Genomic DNA, 18372 nt, shown 5'->3' with positions numbered 1-18372 from the left:
CAAAGAATCAGCAGAAAGTTGCCAAACGGCACTAGGCAGGAGTAAAGACGTTCCACCAACATGTTCGGATGTGAAGGCGCCGTTGATCTCGGGAAGGGGAAAGGATATGGCCGCACCCAGTGGAGTGATACATGTGGTTGATGACGATTCATCCGTGCGCGACGCGCTGCACCGGCTGTTGTCGGCACTAGGCTTTGAAGTCCGCCTGTATGCCTCCGCCGGGGATTATCTGCTGGCGTGGTCAGGCGATAGTCCAGGCTGTCTTCTCCTGGATGTCCGCATGCCGGGTCCCAGCGGCTTGGATCTGCAACTGGCGCTGATGCGGCGCCCCGATGCGCTTCCCGTCGTCTTCATTACCGGGTTTGGGAACATTCCGATGAGCGTGCTGGCGATCCGCCGCGGCGCGGTGGATTTCCTGACCAAACCCATCGACCGCGACGCGCTCATTTCCGCAGTCACAACCGCGATCGAGCGCGATGCCAATCGACGCGAAAGCGAGCTGATGAAGCAGCATATCCGTCGCAATTTCTCTTCGCTCACACCACGCGAACGCTCGGTCTTCGAACAAGTCGTTGCGGGCCGCTTGAACAAACAGATCGCGGCTTCACTCAGTACGTGCGAAAGGACGGTGAAAGCGCACCGCGCGCATGTGATGGAAAAATTTAATGTGCATTCGGTCGCCCAGCTGGTGCATCTGGCCGTGCAACTCGAGCTGGATACAGCATCCCGTTCCGAATCGTCGGCTGTAGGTGAGGAGAAAACAGCCGCATGATTTCACGGCTTGCCTGCGGCCGATCCCCCGCGCCTGGCGGTAGCCGCTCGCCGATCCTCTGAGCCCCGCCCTGCCCCAAAGGGCATCGACAGCCACCCCAATGAGCAATTACGCGTGCGCCGGAGACTGCGGATGATGGAGCGGTGCTGATCCAGCGCCGACGAATCCTCCTGGCGGGACCCTGAGCCCAGCATGGCGAGCGCGACACACGAGGTGGTACTGGTCGAAGACGACAGGAGCATGCGCCAGGCAATCGAGCGCATGCTGTGCGGCTCCGGCTACCAGGTAGACGCCTACGAGTCCGCGGAAGCACTGCTGGACGCGTTGGAAGGCGCACGCGTTTGGAATTCCAGCCGCTGCTTGGTGTGCGACGTCCGCCTTCCCGGCGCATCCGGGTTCGAACTGCATCGACGACTGGCCGAACAGGGGCCTACGCCGCCTTGGATCTTCATTACCGCTCATGACGATCCCGCGGTACGCGCACAGGCCGAACGCGCCTGCGCCGCCTATCTGTTGAAACCGTTCGAAGGCAAAGCACTGCTCGCGCTGGTCGCGCGCACGTTGCAGTCCTGATTTGCGTCATCCGGCGCTTGTGCGGGTACGCGCATGCACCAAAGGGCATTCGGCCCCTCCCTCAATGCCAATTTCAATGCTGCGGCGGCCGCCGCCAGAATCCGCAACCAATCCTTCCCACATCAAGCCCACGTCGGCTGGCCATGCAACACGGGATGACCGCCGGGGAACAAGGAAATCGAACCATGCCACGCGCCAAGCACATCGCCATGCCGCTTGCCTTCATCTGCTTCGCTTTCCTCGCCGGCTGCAGTACCAGCAACGTTCGCGATCCCGTGCCGGGGGAGAACCCTTCAGCACCCTTGGATGAGGCGCGTAACGAGGTGCGTACGATGGCGCGCAATACTTTGCAGCAGCTCTATGCCAGTCAGCCAGCGGCGAAACAGACGGTGGAAAGCGCCGCCGGGTATGCGGTTTTCAGCAATTTCGGGATGAAGATCCTGGTTGCCGGTGGCGGCACCGGCGAAGGCCTGGCCGTCAATAACGCCAAGCGCCAGGAAATCTTCATGCGCATGGCCGAGGTGCAGGCCGGCCTGGGATTTGGCGTGAAGAAGTTCCGCTTGGTCTGGGTATTCGAAACGCAAAGCGCCTTCGATGCATTCGTCAACCAGGGCTATCAGTTCGGCAGCCAAGCGACGCTGGGAGCGCAGGCTTCAGGCAAAGGCGTGTCCTACGCCGGCGCAATGTCGGTATCCCCAGGCGTATGGGTCTATCAGATCACTGATGACGGGCTGGCCGCTGAGTTGACAGTCAAGGGCACCAAGTACTACCGGGACAACAATCTCAATTGAGGGTTGCGGTATCGGCGTTCGATCCGGAGACAGCACATGAACCCCGTTTGCACGTTCGGCGACAGCCGTCGCCGTCTGAAGGAGATCGCCATGCACTGTTCGCTGCGCGCACTGTTGTTGGTCGTTGCCGGGTGGCTGCTATCGAGCTGCGCAAGCAGTCCGGTGTCCACCACCGCCGACTACGATCGCAGCGCAGACTTCAGCGCATACCGCACGTTCGGTTTTTTTGATCCGCTGGGTACGGACTCCGCCGGCTATGAATCGCTGGTCACGCAGACCTTGAAGTCGGCCGTGCAGCGCGAAATGGAAGCCCGCGGCTACCGCTATGGCGAAACTCAGCCCGATCTTCTGATCAACTTCAATGCCAGGTTGGCGCAGCAAACGCGAGTCAGCCAGACCCCCGCGCCACCTCCGATGTATTACGGCTACCGCCGCGGCTACTACGGCGGCTGGGGTGGCTACGGCTACGAGACGCGGGTCGATCAATACGTCGAAGGCACGCTCAACATCGACATCGTGGATGCACGGCGCAAGCAACTGGTTTGGGAAGGCGTTGCGGTGGGTCGCGTCACCAAGAAATCGCAGGAAGATCGCCAAGCCGCGATACGCGCAGCCGTAGCCGAGATCTTTGCGAAGTACCCGTTCAAGGCCGGCGGTTGAACGCAACCGCATGCCATCCATCCATCGAATCACGAGGACACGTCATGTTTGCACTAGCTCGTTTGGGTCTGATTGCTGCGCTCATTGCCGCCCCGGCCTGGTCACAGGAAAGCAAGAGCCCTGGGTACACCGCCGACGAAGCGGCAAGCTTCGCGGAGATGCATGCGCTCGAAAGTGAAGTTGGTCCGGAGAAGCGGGCATTTGTCGAGGAGCAGTTGGCACTGACACCGCCGGAAGGCGCCAAGTTCTGGCCGATCTATGAGGCGTACCAGGAAGCGTTGCGCGGGTTCAACCAGCGCCGCCTCGACAACATCCTGAAGTACGCCAGAGCCTACAACGCCGGCGCGATTGATGATGCGACCGCCACCGCGATCGCCGAGGACGCGCTGGATCTGGAGAAAGACGAAGCCGTGAAGATGGAACACACCTTCCGCAAGCTCAGGAAGGTAATCCCTGCGGTCAAGGCAGTGCGCTACCTGCAGGTAGAGAACAAGCTGCGCGCGATCGTGCGTTTCGAGCAGGCGGCACAGGTTCCCCTCGCCGACTAGCTTCGCGAGGTGTCCGCCAGGACCGGCAATCCTTTGCCAAATTTCGATCAACGACGTTGAAACCTTATCCCCAGCGCGGGCGGAGTCGCCTCCGCGTATTCGCACCAGAATGGAGAAGACCATGGCAACGAAACGCAAGCCCAACATCCTCATCCTCTGGGGTGACGACATCGGCTACTGGAATGTCAGTGCCTACAACCAGGGAATGATGGGTTACAAAACCCCCAACATCGACGGCATCGCCAAGGACGGCGCGCTGTTTACCGACTGGTACGGCCAGCAAAGCTGCACCGCCGGTCGCGCCTGCTTCATCACCGGCCAGGTCGGCTTCCGCACCGGGATGCTCAAGGTTGGATTGCCCGGCGCCAAGGAAGGGCTCAAGGCGCGGGATGTAACGATCGCCGAGTTACTCAAGGGCCAAGGCTACAAGACTGGCCAGTTCGGCAAGAACCATCTCGGCGACGCCGACGATACCTTGCCGACCGCGCACGGTTTCGACGAGTTCTTCGGCTCGCTCTATCACCTCAATGCGGAACAGGAGCCCGAGAATCCCGACTATTTCAAAGATCCGGAGATGATCAAGAAGTACAAGACCCGGGGAGTCCTGCATTGTTGGGCAAATCCGGATGGCACTCAGAAGATCGAGAGCACCGGACCGCTCAACATAGAACGCATGAGAACGATCGACTACGAGGTCACCGCAGAAGCGAAGCGCTTCCTGGAAGACGCCAAGAAGGAAGACAAGCCCTTCTTCCTGTGGTGGAACGCCACCCGGATGCACATCTTCACGCACCTCCGGCCGGAGAGCGAAGGGGTCACCGGCCTGGGCACCTATCCCGACGGCATGGTCGAGCATGACAAGCATGTCGGCGAGATGCTCGCGAAGCTGAAGGAGCTCGGCCTGGACGAAAACACCATCGTCATGTACTCGACCGACAACGGCTCCGAATCCTTCAGCTGGCCGGATGGCGGCTGCACGCCGTTCCGTGGCGAGAAGAACACCAACTGGGAAGGGGGCTATCGGGTGCCTTGTGCTATCCGTTGGCCGGGCGTGATCGAGCCCGGCACCGTCAGCAACGAACTGTTCGCGCACGAGGACATGCTGCCGACGCTGTTGGCCGCTGCCGGCGTGCCCGACGTCAAGGAGAAATTGCTGACCGGCTACAAGGTCGGCGACAAGACCTACAAGGTCCACCTGGACGGCTACAACATCACCGACGCACTGGCCGGCAAGGGCGAGACTCCGCGCAAGGAGTTCTTCTACTTCAACGACGACGGTTCGCTGGTGGCGCTGCGCTACGGCAACTGGAAGCTCAATTTCCAGGTACAGAACGCAGAAGGCCTGGAGGTCTGGCAACGGCCCTTCGAGGAATTGCGCTTCCCGCTTCTCACCAACTTGCGTTCGGATCCGTTCGAGCAGGCGCACGAAATCGGGATCGGCTATTCGAAGTGGCGGCTTGACCGCGCCTTCATGCTGGTGCCGGCGCAGGACATCGTCGGCAAGTTCCTTTCCACGTTCAAGGAATTCCCGCCAAGCCAGAAGGCCGGCAGCTTCAGCCTCGACAAGGTCATGGAATCGCTCGCTGCGGGCATGAAGGGAAGCTGATGGATGCATCCGCACCGCGTGGAGCACCGCCGCCTCCGGGTGGCGGTGCTCCTGTGTCCGGCGATCGGGACGCAGCGGCGGCCGAGTCCGGAACTGCGCAGACGGTCAGCACGTTCTATGAGACACATCCCTACCCGCCGCCTATCGAGAGCCTCGACGCCTATCGCCAATCCTGGGACGACGCCCGCCGGCGCGCGGACGCTGCGCTGTTCTGGCCAACGCAAGGCTACCGCGACGACCGACGCATCCTCGTCGCCGGCTGTGGCACTTCGCAAGCTGCGAAGTACGCAGTCCGCTGGCCACGCGCGCAGGTGACGGGCATCGACGTCAGCCAAGCCAGCATCGCACAGACGCAACGGCTCAAGGATCGCCATGGTCTGGATAACCTCCAACTGAAGGTGATGCCCGTCGAACGTGCGTCGGACCTCGCCGGCGAATTCGACCAGGTGGTCTGCACCGGTGTGCTGCACCACCTTCCCGATCCCGACCATGGCCTGCGCGCCCTGCGCGAGGTGCTGGCGCCCGACGGTGCCATGCATCTGATGCTGTACGCGCCCTATGGACGCACCGGCGTGTACATGCTGCAGGACTACTGCCGGCGGCTGGGGATCGGTAGCACGTCAAGCGAGATCCACGAACTCGCCTCAGCATTGGGCATGCTTCCGCGCGAGCATCCTCTGGTGCCGTTGCTCCACAACATGCGCGATTTCCATAGCGAAGCCGGGTTGGCGGATGCACTGCTGCACCCGCAGGATCGCGCCTATTCGGTACCGCAGATGTTCGATCTGCTGGCAGGTGCCGGCCTCGAATTCGGGCGTTGGCTGCGACAGGCGGCCTACCTTCCCCAATGTGGCTTGTTCGCGTCGTCACCACACCGTTCGCGACTGGAACAGCTTCCCGCTTCAGAACAGTACGCCGCGGTGGAATTGTTCCGCGGCTCCATGGTTCACCACAGCTTGGTTGCGTATCGCAACGACTACGCGCGACGCCCTTCCCTTTCGTTCGATGGCGATGCGTGGCTCGACTACGTGCCCATCCGTCTTCCCGAGACCATCGCCGTGCAGAAGAACCTGCCCGCGAGTGCCGAGGCGGTGCTGATCAACCGTTCCCACACCTGCACCGATGTGTACCTGCCTGTTGATGCGCGACAGAAGATCCTCTTCGACAGGATCGACGGGGCGCGGACGATCAGGGACATCGCTGATAGAGACAGCGCCGTCGATAGCGACAGCGCCGTGGACGACGCGGCACTACCGATCGCACGCACCCTGTTCGAACAACTCTGGAACTACGACCAGGTGGTGTTCGCCATGCCGCGCGAAGCGAACGAGCATGCCCCCTCCTCCACCCTTTCCATGCCCGAAGGAAACCTCCTATGAACGTGATGACCACGGCCTCGGCCATCGCGCAGGCAGCCGCGCCGTTCCCTGGGATGGTCTGGGTGCCCGCAGGCGAGTACCGCATGGGATCGGACCACCACTATCCGGAAGAAGCGCCTGCGCATCCAGTCGAAGTCGATGGTTTCTGGATGGATGTCGCGCCGGTCACGAACGCGCGGTTCCGCGAGTTCGTGGAAGCAACCGGACACGTGACGTTCTGCGAAATCGCGCCGGATGCGGCCGATTATCCCGGTGCCGATCCTTCGATGCTGACTCCCGCGTCGGTCGTGTTCGTGCCGCCGCCGGGGCGCGTAGGTCTGCAGGATCATTATCAGTGGTGGCAATTCATCCCCGGCGCCGACTGGCGGCATCCGCAAGGACCCAGCAGCTCGTTGGAAGGACGCGACGATCATCCCGTCGTGCATGTGGCCTACGCCGATATCGAAGCGTATGCCCGCTGGGCCAGCAAGGCGCTTCCCACCGAGGCGGAATTCGAATGGGCGGCACGCGGGGGCGTTGAAGGCGAATATGCGTGGGGCAGCGAACTGACGCCCGGCGGGCGGCACATGGCCAACATCTGGCAAGGCGAGTTTCCGTGGCAGAACCTCGCCGAGGATGGTCACGTTGGCACGTCGCCGGTCGGCGCATACCCGGCCAACGCTTACGGCTTGCAGGACCTGATCGGCAATGTATGGGAATGGACCTGCGACTGGTACCGGCCGCGCCATCCTGCTGCCGCGGTGAAAAGCTGCTGCATTCCAAACAACCCTCGCGGCGCGAACCTTGACGAGAGTTACGATCCGGCGCAGCCGATCCGCATACCACGCAAGGTAATGAAGGGCGGCTCGCATCTGTGCGCGCCCAACTACTGCCGCCGCTACCGTCCTGCGGCGCGCATGGCGCAGCCGGTGGACACCTCGACCTCGCACCTCGGGTTCCGCTGCGTGGTGCGCCGCGATGTGTTTGCGGAGTGATCCATGGAAGCATACTTCCAGACCCTTGCCGAATACGTCGCCCTCGCCCTGGAGGCGATGTCGATCCTGATCGTCGCGACCGGTGGCGTTGAAGCGACCTGGCATCTGCTGCGGCGGCAGCTGCGTGGCGGCATCACCCATGGCATACGCCGCGAAGCCTGGTTGAGCATGGCGCGCTGGTTGCTGGTGGGGCTGGAATTCATGCTTGCCGCCGATGTCGTACGCACTGCGATTTCACCGGACTGGCAGGCCATCGGCGAACTCGCCGCGATCGCGGTGATCCGCACGTTCCTCAACTACTTCCTTGAGCGCGATCTTGAGGCGGCATCGCGCCTGTCGGAGGCGACATGAACACGTCAGAACCATCGAATCCAGACCTTCCGCAAGATCTGGCTCAATCCATCGAAGGCAAGGACAGCGGCACCGCATCGACCTTGCTGTCGACGCATCGCACCAAGCTGTCGATCAGGCGGACGGGGCTGTCGGACCTTCGCTCCCACCTCGCCAACGAACGCACGCACCTGGCCTATCTGCGCACGTCGATCTCGCTGATCGGCTTCGGTATCACCATCAACCGGTTTGCGATCTTCCTGCAAGAGAAGCACGTGCTTTCCGGAACGCAGCATCGCCCATTGCTTCGCGACACGGAGAACGCGGGCGCCGGCATGGTCATCGTCGGCCTGGCGCTGGTGGCGTGGTCGCTGTACCGCTACTGGCACGTCAACCATGACATCGAACAAGGTGTGTTCCGGCCCCTTCACCGCGCGGTTATTTCGGTGACGGTCCTTTTGCTGCTGGGTGGCGGCGCGACCGCGGCCTGGCTGTTCCTGCAGTAAGTAGTCCACGCCGACGCGCGCCGGGAGGCAGCTATGGACGACATCTGGATTCGCGTAGTGGAGAACCTGCATGACCGGGTCACCGGTCCGATGAAGTTCCGTTTGCTTCTGCAGCCACTGATGGCCGTGATCTTTGCGGTGACGTCGGGACTGAAGGATGCCAAGGCAGGCAAGCCACCGTATTTCTGGGCGCTGCTGACCGATCCAACCCACCGCCGCGAAATGATCAGGGATGGATGGAAAAGCGTCGGCAAGGTGTTCGTCCTGGCGCTGGTACTCGATGTCATCTACCAGGTCATCGTGCAGCGCTTCGTCTATCCGGGCGAAACGATCGTTGTGGCTCTGGCGCTGGCGATCGTGCCGTATCTGATCGTGCGCGGGCTCGTGACCCGTGTTGCACGCAGATGAGGTGTCGCCTTTTTCAGTCGGCAAAAGCCGCCGCCGGATTGCCAGCAGAGCCGTGATTGGTGTTAGCCCGGCGATCAAGCGAGCGGGAACCGTTCCCTTCAAGCGTCGTACCAATCTCTTATCAGCATTCCAATGAAAGGACCTACGAGATGAGCAACGAAGACAAGAAAAATCGATCACAACTGCCGATCCATGGCCTGCAGCCGGCCCGCCTGATCACATTCGACGCGAAGGATCCGGACACCAAGTTCCCGCCGATCGATCAGCTGCGCCCGCCGAAGGGTGCGCCGAACGTGCTCATCCTCCTGATCGACGACGTCGGCTTTGGCGCATCGAGTGCATTCGGTGGCCCGTGCCAGACACCCAACGCGGAACGTCTTGCTGCTGGCGGCTTGAAGTACAACCGCTTCCACACCACGGCGTTGTGCTCGCCCACCCGGCAAGCTCTGCTGACCGGCCGCAATCACCACTCCGTCGGCATGGGATGCATCACTGAAATCGCAACCGGATCGCCGGGCTACAACTCGATCCTGCCGGACAACTGCTCGCCGCTGGCGCGCACCCTGAAGCTCAACGGCTACAACACCGCGCAGTTCGGAAAATGCCACGAAGTGCCGGTCTGGCAGACCAGCCCGATCGGGCCGTTTGACTCATGGCCCACCGGCGGCGGTGGTTTCGAATATTTCTACGGTTTCATCGGCGGCGAGGCAAACCAGTGGTATCCGACGTTGTACCAGGGTACGACGCCGGTCGAGCCCAAGAAGACGCCCGAAGAGGGCTACCACTTCATGGAAGACATGACCGACAAGGCGATCGGCTGGATCGGGCAACAGAAGGCGCTGGCGCCGGACAAGCCGTTCTTCGTGTATTTCGCGCCAGGTGCGACTCACGCGCCTCACCACGTGCCGAAGGAGTGGGCTGACAAGTACAAGGGCAAGTTCGACCAAGGTTGGGACAAGCTGCGTGAAGAGACGTTTGCGCGACAGAAGAAGCTTGGCGTCATTCCCGCCGACTGCCAGCTCACGCCGCGGCACAAGGAGATTCCATCCTGGGAAGACACGCCGGACGCAATGAAGCCGGTACTGGCGCGGCAGATGGAGGTGTATGCCGGCTTCCTTGAGTACGCCGATCATCATGTTGGACGCCTGCTCGACAATTTGCAGGCACTCGGGATACTCGACGACACGCTCGTCTACTACATCATCGGCGACAACGGCGCGTCGGCCGAGGGCACGCTCAACGGAACGTTCAACGAGATGCTCAACTTCAACGGCATGGCCGCGTTGGAAACACCGGAGTACCTGATGGAGCGGCTGGACAAGCTTGGCGGCACCGAGTCGTACAACCATTTCGCGGTCGCATGGGCGCACGCGATGAACACGCCGTACCAATGGACCAAGCAGGTCGCGTCGCATTGGGGTGGAACCCGCAACGGCACGGTGGTGCACTGGCCAAACGGCATCAAGGGCAAGGGTGAGCAGCGTACACAGTTCCACCACGTGATCGATGTCGCGCCGACGGTACTGGAAGCGGCGGGCCTGCCCGAACCGGTCGCCGTGAACGGGATCGCGCAGCGCCCCATCGAAGGCGTCAGCATGCTGTATTCGTTCAATGAGCCGAAGGCTGCCGAACGGCGCGAGACCCAGTACTTCGAGATGTTCGGAAACCGCGGCATCTACCACAAGGGGTGGACCGCGGTGACGCGGCACAAGACGCCGTGGCTGCTGATCGGCGAGACCGTGCCGGCCTTCGACAATGACGTCTGGGAGCTGTACGACACCAACAAGGATTGGAGCCAGGCCAACGATCTTGCCAAGCAGATGCCGGAGAAGCTGAAAGAGCTTCAGAGGCTGTGGCTGATGGAAGCCGTGCGCTACAACGTGCTGCCGCTGGACGACGACATCGGCAAGAAGATGAATCCCGACACCGCCGGTCGCCCGACGTTGATCAAGGGCAACCGGCAACTCCTGTTCGGGGGCATGGGTCGGCTGTCCGAGAACTGCGTCATCAGCGTCAAGAACAAGTCGCACGCGGTGACGGCCGAGATCGTCGTGCCAAAAGGCGGCGCCCAAGGCGTGATCATCGCCCAAGGCGCGAACATTGGCGGCTGGACGCTCTATGCGCACGGCGGGAAGCTCAAATATTGCTACAACCTTGGCGGTGTGAAGCAGTATTACGCCGAAGCGACCACACCTATTCCCGAAGGCGCGCACCAGGTGCGGATGGAGTTCGCGTACGCAGGCGGCGGCCTCGGCAAGGGCGGCAAGGTGACCTTGTATACCGACGGCAAGCAGGTCGGCGAAGGGACCGTCGACGCGACATTGGCGATGATCTTCTCAGCGGACGACGGCTGCGATGTTGGCGAGGACACTGGCGCGCCCGTATCCCCGGACTACGGCCCGCACGGCAACGCCTTCAACGGAACCGTCAAGGGCGTGGAGATCGCCATCGCCGATGCAGCCGAGAACGCCGACCACCTCGTTTCGCCGGAAGAAGCTTTGCGAGTTGCGATGGCGCGGCAATGAATGGTCGCCATGGCGCGCGCCGGTCCTGCCCAAACCAGGAAACAGGACATGTTCCGACGCGCTTCCCCGGCAGCGACGCAACGCACCTGGCCCAGCAAATCGGGCCGGGTGCGTTGAATCCGGATGGAACTTGACCAAGGGACGCGCATGAAGCCTCTGCTCACGATCTCGGCTGCAATTGAAGCAGCGACCGGACTGGCGTTGCTCGTCGCGCCGTCGTTTCCTGCTTCCCTGTTGTTGGGGTCGACACTCGACACCACCACCACCGGATCGACGATTGCGCGGATTGCCGGGGCCGGCCTGCTCGCATTGGGCATCGCATGCTGGCTGGAGCGTGACAACGCGGTTGGCGCGCGCAGCCTGGTCGCGGCGATGCTGTTCTATAACGCGGTGGCCGCGGCCGTGTTCATCCATGCGGGCCTGGGTTTGGGGCTGTCCGGTCTTGGCCTGTGGCCGGCGGTTGTTCTGCATCTGGCCCTGGCGATCTGGTGCATCGCCTGCCTTCGGCCAGGCAGCCGGCAATGAAGCCATCGCACGCTGCCGCTAAGTCGAACACGGCAACGCGTGATGGCGACGGCGATTTTTCGTTGATCCTGGGCGGCCCGCTGTACCAGCTATTCCTCAAGACGCGGCTGGCGCGTCCACCGCTGAAGCTCCTGCACCGGCGGATGCTGGTCATCCCCGCACTGGCCTGGTTGCCATTGCTGGCGCTGACCTTGCTTGAGGGGCACGCGCTGGGCGGCGTCAGCGTGCCGTTCCTGTACGACATCGAGACCTATGCGCGGTTCCTGGTCGCGATGCCTTTGCTGATCCTGGCCGAACCGGTCGTGCACTCGTGGACTCGGGAAGTCGTCTGGCAGTTCCGCGAACGCGGCATCGTGCCGGCAGAGTCGATGCCGCGATTCCAGGCGGCCATCGATTCGGCGATGCGTCTGCGCAACTCGGTGACCGCGGAACTGGTGCTGCTCGCCACCGTGTTCGTGCTGGCGCCCTGGTTGTGGCAACACGGCATGGCGCTGCGCACCGACACCTGGTACGCCACGGTCGACGCTGGCGGCGTCGACCTGACCCGTGCCGGCGGGTGGTTCGTCCATGTCAGCGCACCCATGTTCCAGTTCCTGCTGCTGCGCTGGTGGTTCCGGCTGGCGATCTGGTGGCGCTTTCTCTGGCAGATGTCGCGCCTGCCGCTGGAGATCAAGGCAGCGCATCCGGACCGCGCCGGCGGGCTGGGTTTCATGGGCGACGGCGTGTACGGCTTCATGCCTGTGCTGTTCGCGCAGGGCGCGGTGGTGTCCGGACTCATCGCCAGCCGCGTCCTGACGGGTGCGCGCACCGCGGTCGAGTTCCGCAGCGAAATCGCGTTGCTGATCTTGTTGCTGGTCGCACAGGTGCTGATCCCGATGCTGTTCTTCGTGCCCGACCTCATGGCTGCGCGGCGCGATGGCCTGCGCCGATACGGCGCGCTCGCAGCGACCTATGTGCGCGAGTTCGAAAACAAGTGGCTGGGACCGGGCATACCGACCACCGAGGCGCTGGTCGGCAACGCCGACGTCCAGTCGTTAGCCGACATGGCGGGCAGCAGCGATGTCGTGCGCGAGATGCGCCCGGTTCCGTTCGACCTGCGAGTGCTGGTGCAACTGGTCGTGGTCGCGGCGGCGCCGTTCCTGCCGCTGGTGCTGACCGTCATCCCACTGGCGGAGTTGCTGAAGCGCGTGGTGGAGATGGTGCTATGAGCGATCGCCGCCACCGCCCCCCGGACAAACCGAGCGCACCCCCCGCGCCGTCGCCGGATCGCCGCACCGATGCGCGCACTGTGCGGCAGCTATCGCCTCAACCCGCGGCTTGCGCGTCAGGCGCGTCCGCCCGCTGCCGCCCCTTCCCTTCCGGAGAACCTGTCATGACCACGACTCCCCGCGCAATCCGCCCAGCTCTCTGCATCCTGCTAGCGTCGCTAAGCCTGGCCGGAACGGCGCAGGCCGGCGAACGGATGGACTGGATCGTCGCGCCCTACGGCTGGGCAGCGAGCATCGGCACCGATCTGAAAACCACCTCGCCGCCGTCGGAGTCCAGCAACGACACCGACTTCCGCGACGTGGTCGACAAGCTCGACGGCGCATTCGAGATCCATATCGAAGGGCAAGGCGATCGCTTTGGCTTCTTCACAGATTTCACCTACCTGGGCATCGCCGACGACCGTGTGCATCCGCGGTTCGTCATCGACTCGGACCTGGATACGCGCCTGTTCGAGCTGGCGGCCGTGTGGAATCCAAGCCCGGAGCGCTTCCAGGGCGTGGACGTCTTCGCCGGCCTGCGCTACATCGACGTGGATTTGACGGTGCAGTTGGAACCGAACAATCCGATCTTCAACAACATTCGCATCGATGGAGGTCGTACCTACAACGACTTCATGGTCGGCGCGCGCTACACCTGGGCACTGTCCCCCCGCTGGGTACTGACACTGCGTGGAGACGGCTCTTTCGGCGATACCGATGGCACCTGGAACGCAAGCGCGGTGACTCAGTTCCGTACCGGCAATGGCGCGTGGGTATTCGGCTACCGCCATCTCGACGTCGAGATCGAAGCCGGCGGTTCGAAGACCCACATCACGATGAGCGGCCCGGTGATCGGTTACGCGTTCCGGTTCTGACAACCGCCCACCATCACCGCAACAACAGGAGAACGCCATGCACGTCATCACTTCCTTCAGGACTACCCTCGGGCTCGGCTTGGTGCTGCTTACGGCGATGACGCCGGCGTGGTCGCAAAAACCTAGCGCGTACCCCGCCAAGGGCCAGAGCACGCAGCAGCACAGTACCGACGACTCCCAGTGCCTTGCGTGGGCCAAGCAGGACACCGGCGTCGATCCGGCCGCGGTCGCAGCAGCACCGCCTCCGCCAACGGGCCCGCAAGGCGAACGCCTGCGAGGCGCGGCACGTGGTGCTGTGGGTGGCGCGGTCATCGGCGAGATCGTCGACGACGACTCCAGCAAAGGCGCGGCGGTAGGTGCGACCGCCGGTGTGTTGGCTGGTGGACGCCGGTCGCGGCAGAACCAGGCTGCGCAAGCACAGCAAGCGCAAACCAAGCAGACGCAAACATTGGACACGTACTACCGCGCGTACAGCGCCTGCATGCAGGGTCGCGGCTACACCGTGAACTGATCCGTAGTGTTCCCGGCTTGGCGACGAAAAGGAGTTTCCGATGCACTCACTACATTTGCCACGCGCACTCTGCATCTTGCTGCCGCTGGGTTGCGCGACGATGCCGGCGCATGCACAAAACTCCGATGAGCTTGCCAAGCAGCTGTCGAATCCGATCGCCAGCCTGGCCAGCGTGCCGATGCAGTTCAACTACGACGACGGTGTCGGGCCGCAGGACGATGGCGACCGGTTCTTCGTGAATGTGCAACCCGTGATTCCGGTATCGATCAGCGAAGACTGGAACATGATCTCGCGCACGATCGTTCCCATCATCAGCCAGCGGGACATATTCCCCGGCGCCGGCAGCCAGTTCGGACTCGGCGACACCTTGCAGAGCCTGTTCTTCTCGCCCAAGGCGCTCACTGCCGGCGGATGGACATGGGGTGCCGGACCCGCGCTGCTGCTGCCAACGGCCACCGACGACCTGCTCGGGGCAAAAAAATGGGGCGGCGGTCCAACCGCGGTTGCGCTGCGGCAGACCAAAACCGGTTGGACCTACGGCGCGTTGGGCAACCATATCTGGTCCTTCGCGGGCGACGATGATCGCGCCGACATCAGCGCCACCTACCTGCAGCCGTTCCTGTCGAGATCATTGGGAAAGGGAAGGACGATATCGGCATCGCTGGAATCCACTTACGACTGGAAAGCGCAGCAATGGACCGTGCCGATCAACCTCGGCTACAGCAAGGTCAGCCGCATCGGTAAGCAGCTGGTGAGCTATCAAGGTGGCGTGCGCTACTACCTGGAAGCTCCCGACAGTAGTGCGGAATGGGGCGTGCGCTTCACGTTCACGCTGCTGTTTCCCAAAAAGTAGCACGAGGGAAACCCGATGGGCCGATATTTCCTCGAAACAATGCCGATTGCAGGGGCCTACCTCTGTATCGTTGTCCTGATCCTTGCGGCGTGTGAAGCCGGCATCCTGATCGGTCGCCACCATCGCCGCACTCGCCAGGACGAAGGCGCGCTGCCGTCAGTGGGACCCATGGTAGGCGGCTTGCTTGGCATGTTGGCGTTCGTCCTTGCCTTCACGTTTTCGATGGCGTCCACGCACCACGGCGCCCGGAAACAGGACGTGCTGACGGAAGCGATCCACATTGGCACTGCCTACCTGCGAGCGGACCTGGTGGGCGACGTGCGAGGCCCGCAAATCAAGCGCTTGCTTGGTGAGTACGTGGACGTTCGAGTACAGGCGGCGCAGCCTGGCGGCGATATCCAAGCAGCCCTGAAACGATCGTTGGAGATCCACGACCAGCTATGGAGCCTGGCATCATCCGCTGCCCTGGAGCACCCTGGCGCGAACACCGCACTCGTGATCGGATCGATCAACGAGATCATCGACATGCACGAACGACGCTACAACGATGCGATCCGCGCGCGCATCCCCGGCACCATCTGGCTTGGATTGGCAGCGATCGCCGTCGTCACCATGGCCACGCTGGGTTTGCAGGTCGGATTGTCGGGCAAACGAAGACTGGTTGGCATTGTTCCGATTGCGTTCGCATTCGCAGTTCTCGCCACGCTGATTCTGGATTTGAATCGCCCACAAGGCGGATTCATCACCGTCAGCCAGCAGGCGATGCTCGATCTGCAGACCAGGACCAATGCGGCGAAAAAGTAGTTAGTCAAGAGAGTTCGACTTCCCGAGTACGAGGAGATACGACATGAAAACGCAACCACGATTGGCCGGGCTGCTGCTCGCTTCATTGGCGCTGTCGTCCACCGCACAGGAGGGAGGGCATCCTAAGCACTGGGGCTATGCCGGCGAAGTCGGGCCGGAACACTGGGCGGAGTTCGAATCGGATTTCGGTGAGTGCAATAGCGGAAGGAACCAATCACCGATCGACCTGAGCAATTTCATCGAAGCCGAGTTGCCGAAGATTGCATTCGATTACAAGCCGGGCGGCCATGAGGTGGTCAACAACGGTCATGCGATCCAGGTCAACTACAACCCCGGCAGCAAGATCACCGTGGACGGCACGGACTTTGCGCTGAAGCAGTTCCATTTTCATTCTCCCAGCGAGAACACGGTGAAGACCAAGTCCTTCCCGATGGAGGCGCACTTCGTCCATGCCGATGCCAAGGGCAACCTGGCCGTGGTCGCTCTGATGTTCGAGGAAGGTGCAAGCAACAAGCTGTTGGAGCGGGTGTGGCCGAGCGTGCCGAAAGTCGAGAACGGAAAGGCCGAGTTGTCGACCCCGGTCTCAGCCTCGGATCTATTGCATGCCAATCGCGACTACTACCGCTACGAAGGTTCGCTGACTACGCCGCCATGTTCGGAAGGCGTGCGCTGGTTGGTCCTCAAGCGCCCCGCCAAGGCCAGCGCCGAGCAGTTGGCGATGGTGCAGAAAGCAATCGGACACCCGAACAATCGCCCTGTGCAGCCAGTTGGGGCAAGGGTCATCCTGCAATGAGCACTGCGAGTATCAAGCAGAGAAGTCCATACGGACAGCTTCTACGGACACGATGCTTCTAGGAAGTACGAATCGACTTCGACCACTGAGCGCAGCGTCCCGCGATCGCCTGCAAGCCCGACATCAGCCCTGTGTACAACGAGGAAGCGACATGAAACTGTCTAGTACAAAGACCGCGCAACTGCTGTTGCCGGCGGCGATCCTGTTGGCATGGATAGCGCCGGCTACGGCGCAGGAAGCCGCCGCCTCCGCAGCGTCGCCAGATAACACCGCCATTTCCACGCAGGTGGTTTCGCCTGAAGCGCAAGCGGTGCTCGACCGCATGACCCGCTATTTGCGCGGCCTGCAAACGTTCTCGATCGAAACCCACGCATCGCGCGACGAAGTCGTTGCGCTCGGGTACAAGCTGCAGAACAACGAGCGCTCGGTCATCGTCGTGCAGCGCCCGAACAAACTGCGCGCCGATATCTCCGGCGATATCCGCAACCGCACGATCGTGTACGACGGCACCCAGCTCACCATGTATTCGCCGGACGACGCTGTCTTCGCGCGCACCGATGCACCCGATACCCTCGCCGACCTGATCGGCATCCTGCTCGACATCGGTGTCGAGATGCCGCTGATCGATGTGCTGTATCAGGCGACGGCCGGCACGCTCACCAGCGACGTTCGCGGCGGCATCCTGGTGGGCACATCGATGATCGATGGTGTCGCCACCGATCACCTCGCCTTCCGGCAGGCGAATGTCGACTGGCAGTTGTGGGTCGAACAAGGCGCTCGGCCGTTGCCGCGCAAGATCCTGGTCACCACCCGCTACGAAGTCGGCGACCCGCAGTATCAGGCGGTCCTGCACTGGAACCTCAAGCCCAGGATCCACAGCTCGACCTTTGAGTTCGCGCCGCCCAAGGGCGTGACCGAAATCCCGTTGGACACCCCGGCAAGCACCGCTAGCGGCGCGCCCTGAAAGGAGATCCATAGATGAACAGCAAATCTACTCACTTGCGTATCTGGCGCGACCCGCGTTCGGCTGCAATTTGCCTGATCGCTACGTGTGCGGTGCTGGCGCTTGCCATTGTCGATGCGAACGCCGCGCGTGGCGGCGGCGGTGGTCGCGGCGGCGGTGGCGGCCGCATGGCTCAAAGTTCGGTCTCCGGCGCGAGTCATTCGATGTCGCGTCCAAGTACCGGCGGCGCCAGTGGCAGTCGTGCCAGCACCGGCAACCGCGCCAGCACCAGCACCAGCAATATCAACACAGGCAACCGCGCCAGCACCAGCGATATCAACACCGGCAATCGCGTCAATACAGGCAACGTCAACACGGGCGACCGCGTCAATACGGGCAACGTCAATATCGGCAACGACGTCAACATCGACATCGATGGCGGCTACGGTTATCGCGGCGGCTACTACCATGGTGGCGGCTATTACCATCCGGTCGCGGCCGGAGTGGTAATCGGTGCGACGGCCGTGACAACCGCAGCCGTATTGGGCTCTTACTACTACGCGTTGCCACCGAGCTGCACCGTCGTGGTGAGGGCCGGGGTTTCCTATCACTACTGCGGAAGCGTCTATTACCAACAGACCTGGTCAGGCAACGACGTCGTCTACGTCGTGGTCAACCCGTGATCGGCTAAGGCGGCCCCTGCGCCGGCATGTCAGGATGCTCGCCGGTACATGGCTCATTATCCGAAA

General features: G+C 62.5%; 21 protein-coding genes. All 21 read left to right on the top strand.

Annotated features, from left to right (window positions below; genetic code table 11):
* The first annotated feature begins 106 nt into the window (after nt 1–106).
* The 21 genes from AB6O04_RS14195 to AB6O04_RS14095 all read left to right on the top strand — a co-directional run bounded on the left by AB6O04_RS14195 (nt 107) and on the right by AB6O04_RS14095 (nt 18306).
* Complete coding sequence (locus tag AB6O04_RS14195; RefSeq protein WP_368564698.1) at nt 107–772, top strand: response regulator transcription factor; 666 nt, start codon at nt 107–109, stop codon at nt 770–772.
* Nucleotides 773–964: 192 nt separating this feature from the next.
* Nucleotides 965–1345, top strand: coding sequence for a response regulator transcription factor (locus AB6O04_RS14190; protein ID WP_368564696.1), 381 nt, complete (start codon nt 965–967; stop codon nt 1343–1345).
* Between the two features lie 185 nt (nt 1346–1530).
* The gene (locus tag AB6O04_RS14185; RefSeq protein WP_368564695.1) at nt 1531–2136 is read left to right on the top strand and encodes a YSC84-related protein; all 606 of its coding nucleotides are present in this window, start codon (nt 1531–1533) and stop codon (nt 2134–2136) included.
* 36 nt (nt 2137–2172) lie between these two features.
* Nucleotides 2173–2796 (top strand): DUF4136 domain-containing protein, encoded by a 624-nt coding sequence (locus AB6O04_RS14180; protein ID WP_368564694.1) that lies wholly within the window; start codon nt 2173–2175, stop codon nt 2794–2796.
* A 62-nt stretch (nt 2797–2858) separates the two neighbouring features.
* Nucleotides 2859–3344, top strand: a complete 486-nt coding sequence (locus tag AB6O04_RS14175) for a hypothetical protein (protein WP_368564693.1) — start codon at nt 2859–2861, stop codon at nt 3342–3344.
* Nucleotides 3345–3465: 121 nt separating this feature from the next.
* The gene (locus tag AB6O04_RS14170) at nt 3466–4950 is read left to right on the top strand and encodes an arylsulfatase (RefSeq protein WP_368564692.1); all 1485 of its coding nucleotides are present in this window, start codon (nt 3466–3468) and stop codon (nt 4948–4950) included.
* Entirely contained in the window at nt 4950–6329 is a 1380-nt protein-coding gene (locus AB6O04_RS14165) for a class I SAM-dependent methyltransferase (protein WP_368564691.1), read from the top strand. Before AB6O04_RS14170 ends, AB6O04_RS14165 begins: the two co-directional genes overlap by 1 nt.
* Entirely contained in the window at nt 6326–7303 is a 978-nt protein-coding gene (locus AB6O04_RS14160) for a formylglycine-generating enzyme family protein (protein WP_368564690.1), read from the top strand. Before AB6O04_RS14165 ends, AB6O04_RS14160 begins: the two co-directional genes overlap by 4 nt.
* A 3-nt stretch (nt 7304–7306) precedes the next feature.
* Nucleotides 7307–7654: a DUF1622 domain-containing protein gene (locus AB6O04_RS14155; RefSeq protein ID WP_368564689.1), complete on the top strand. Its 348-nt coding sequence runs from the start codon at nt 7307–7309 to the stop codon at nt 7652–7654.
* Complete coding sequence (locus AB6O04_RS14150) at nt 7651–8139, top strand: YidH family protein (protein WP_368564687.1); 489 nt, start codon at nt 7651–7653, stop codon at nt 8137–8139. The genes AB6O04_RS14155 and AB6O04_RS14150 overlap by 4 nt, the downstream gene beginning before the upstream one ends.
* Before the next feature lie 33 nt (nt 8140–8172).
* Complete coding sequence (locus AB6O04_RS14145; protein WP_368564685.1) at nt 8173–8547, top strand: hypothetical protein; 375 nt, start codon at nt 8173–8175, stop codon at nt 8545–8547.
* A gap of 149 nt (nt 8548–8696) precedes the next feature.
* Entirely contained in the window at nt 8697–11072 is a 2376-nt protein-coding gene (locus tag AB6O04_RS14140) for an arylsulfatase (protein WP_368564684.1), read from the top strand.
* 147 nt (nt 11073–11219) lie between these two features.
* Nucleotides 11220–11597: a hypothetical protein gene (locus tag AB6O04_RS14135; RefSeq protein WP_368564682.1), complete on the top strand. Its 378-nt coding sequence runs from the start codon at nt 11220–11222 to the stop codon at nt 11595–11597.
* A complete protein-coding gene (locus AB6O04_RS14130; protein WP_368564681.1) occupies nt 11594–12805 on the top strand; it encodes a hypothetical protein in 1212 nt (403 codons plus the stop codon). The genes AB6O04_RS14135 and AB6O04_RS14130 overlap by 4 nt, the downstream gene beginning before the upstream one ends.
* A 164-nt stretch (nt 12806–12969) precedes the next feature.
* On the top strand, nt 12970–13719 hold the full coding sequence (locus AB6O04_RS14125) for a hypothetical protein (protein WP_368564679.1): 750 nt from the start codon (nt 12970–12972) through the stop codon (nt 13717–13719).
* Nucleotides 13720–13756: 37 nt separating this feature from the next.
* Nucleotides 13757–14230: a YMGG-like glycine zipper-containing protein gene (locus AB6O04_RS14120; RefSeq protein ID WP_368564678.1), complete on the top strand. Its 474-nt coding sequence runs from the start codon at nt 13757–13759 to the stop codon at nt 14228–14230.
* 40 nt (nt 14231–14270) lie between these two features.
* Complete coding sequence (locus AB6O04_RS14115) at nt 14271–15083, top strand: transporter (RefSeq protein WP_368564677.1); 813 nt, start codon at nt 14271–14273, stop codon at nt 15081–15083.
* A 15-nt stretch (nt 15084–15098) separates the two neighbouring features.
* Entirely contained in the window at nt 15099–15887 is a 789-nt protein-coding gene (locus AB6O04_RS14110) for a hypothetical protein (RefSeq protein WP_368564675.1), read from the top strand.
* Between the two features lie 43 nt (nt 15888–15930).
* Nucleotides 15931–16680 (top strand): carbonic anhydrase, encoded by a 750-nt coding sequence (locus AB6O04_RS14105; RefSeq protein ID WP_368564674.1) that lies wholly within the window; start codon nt 15931–15933, stop codon nt 16678–16680.
* 151 nt (nt 16681–16831) lie between these two features.
* Nucleotides 16832–17644: a DUF2092 domain-containing protein gene (locus tag AB6O04_RS14100; RefSeq protein WP_368564673.1), complete on the top strand. Its 813-nt coding sequence runs from the start codon at nt 16832–16834 to the stop codon at nt 17642–17644.
* 14 nt (nt 17645–17658) lie between these two features.
* Nucleotides 17659–18306, top strand: coding sequence for a hypothetical protein (locus tag AB6O04_RS14095; RefSeq protein ID WP_368564672.1), 648 nt, complete (start codon nt 17659–17661; stop codon nt 18304–18306).
* The last annotated feature ends 66 nt before the right edge of the window (nt 18307–18372 follow it).

Origin of the sequence: Pseudoxanthomonas sp. UTMC 1351 (assembly GCF_040948865.1) — a bacterium.
Lineage (GTDB): Bacteria > Pseudomonadota > Gammaproteobacteria > Xanthomonadales > Xanthomonadaceae > Pseudoxanthomonas_A.
This window is presented reverse-complemented; position numbering and strand designations above follow the sequence as displayed.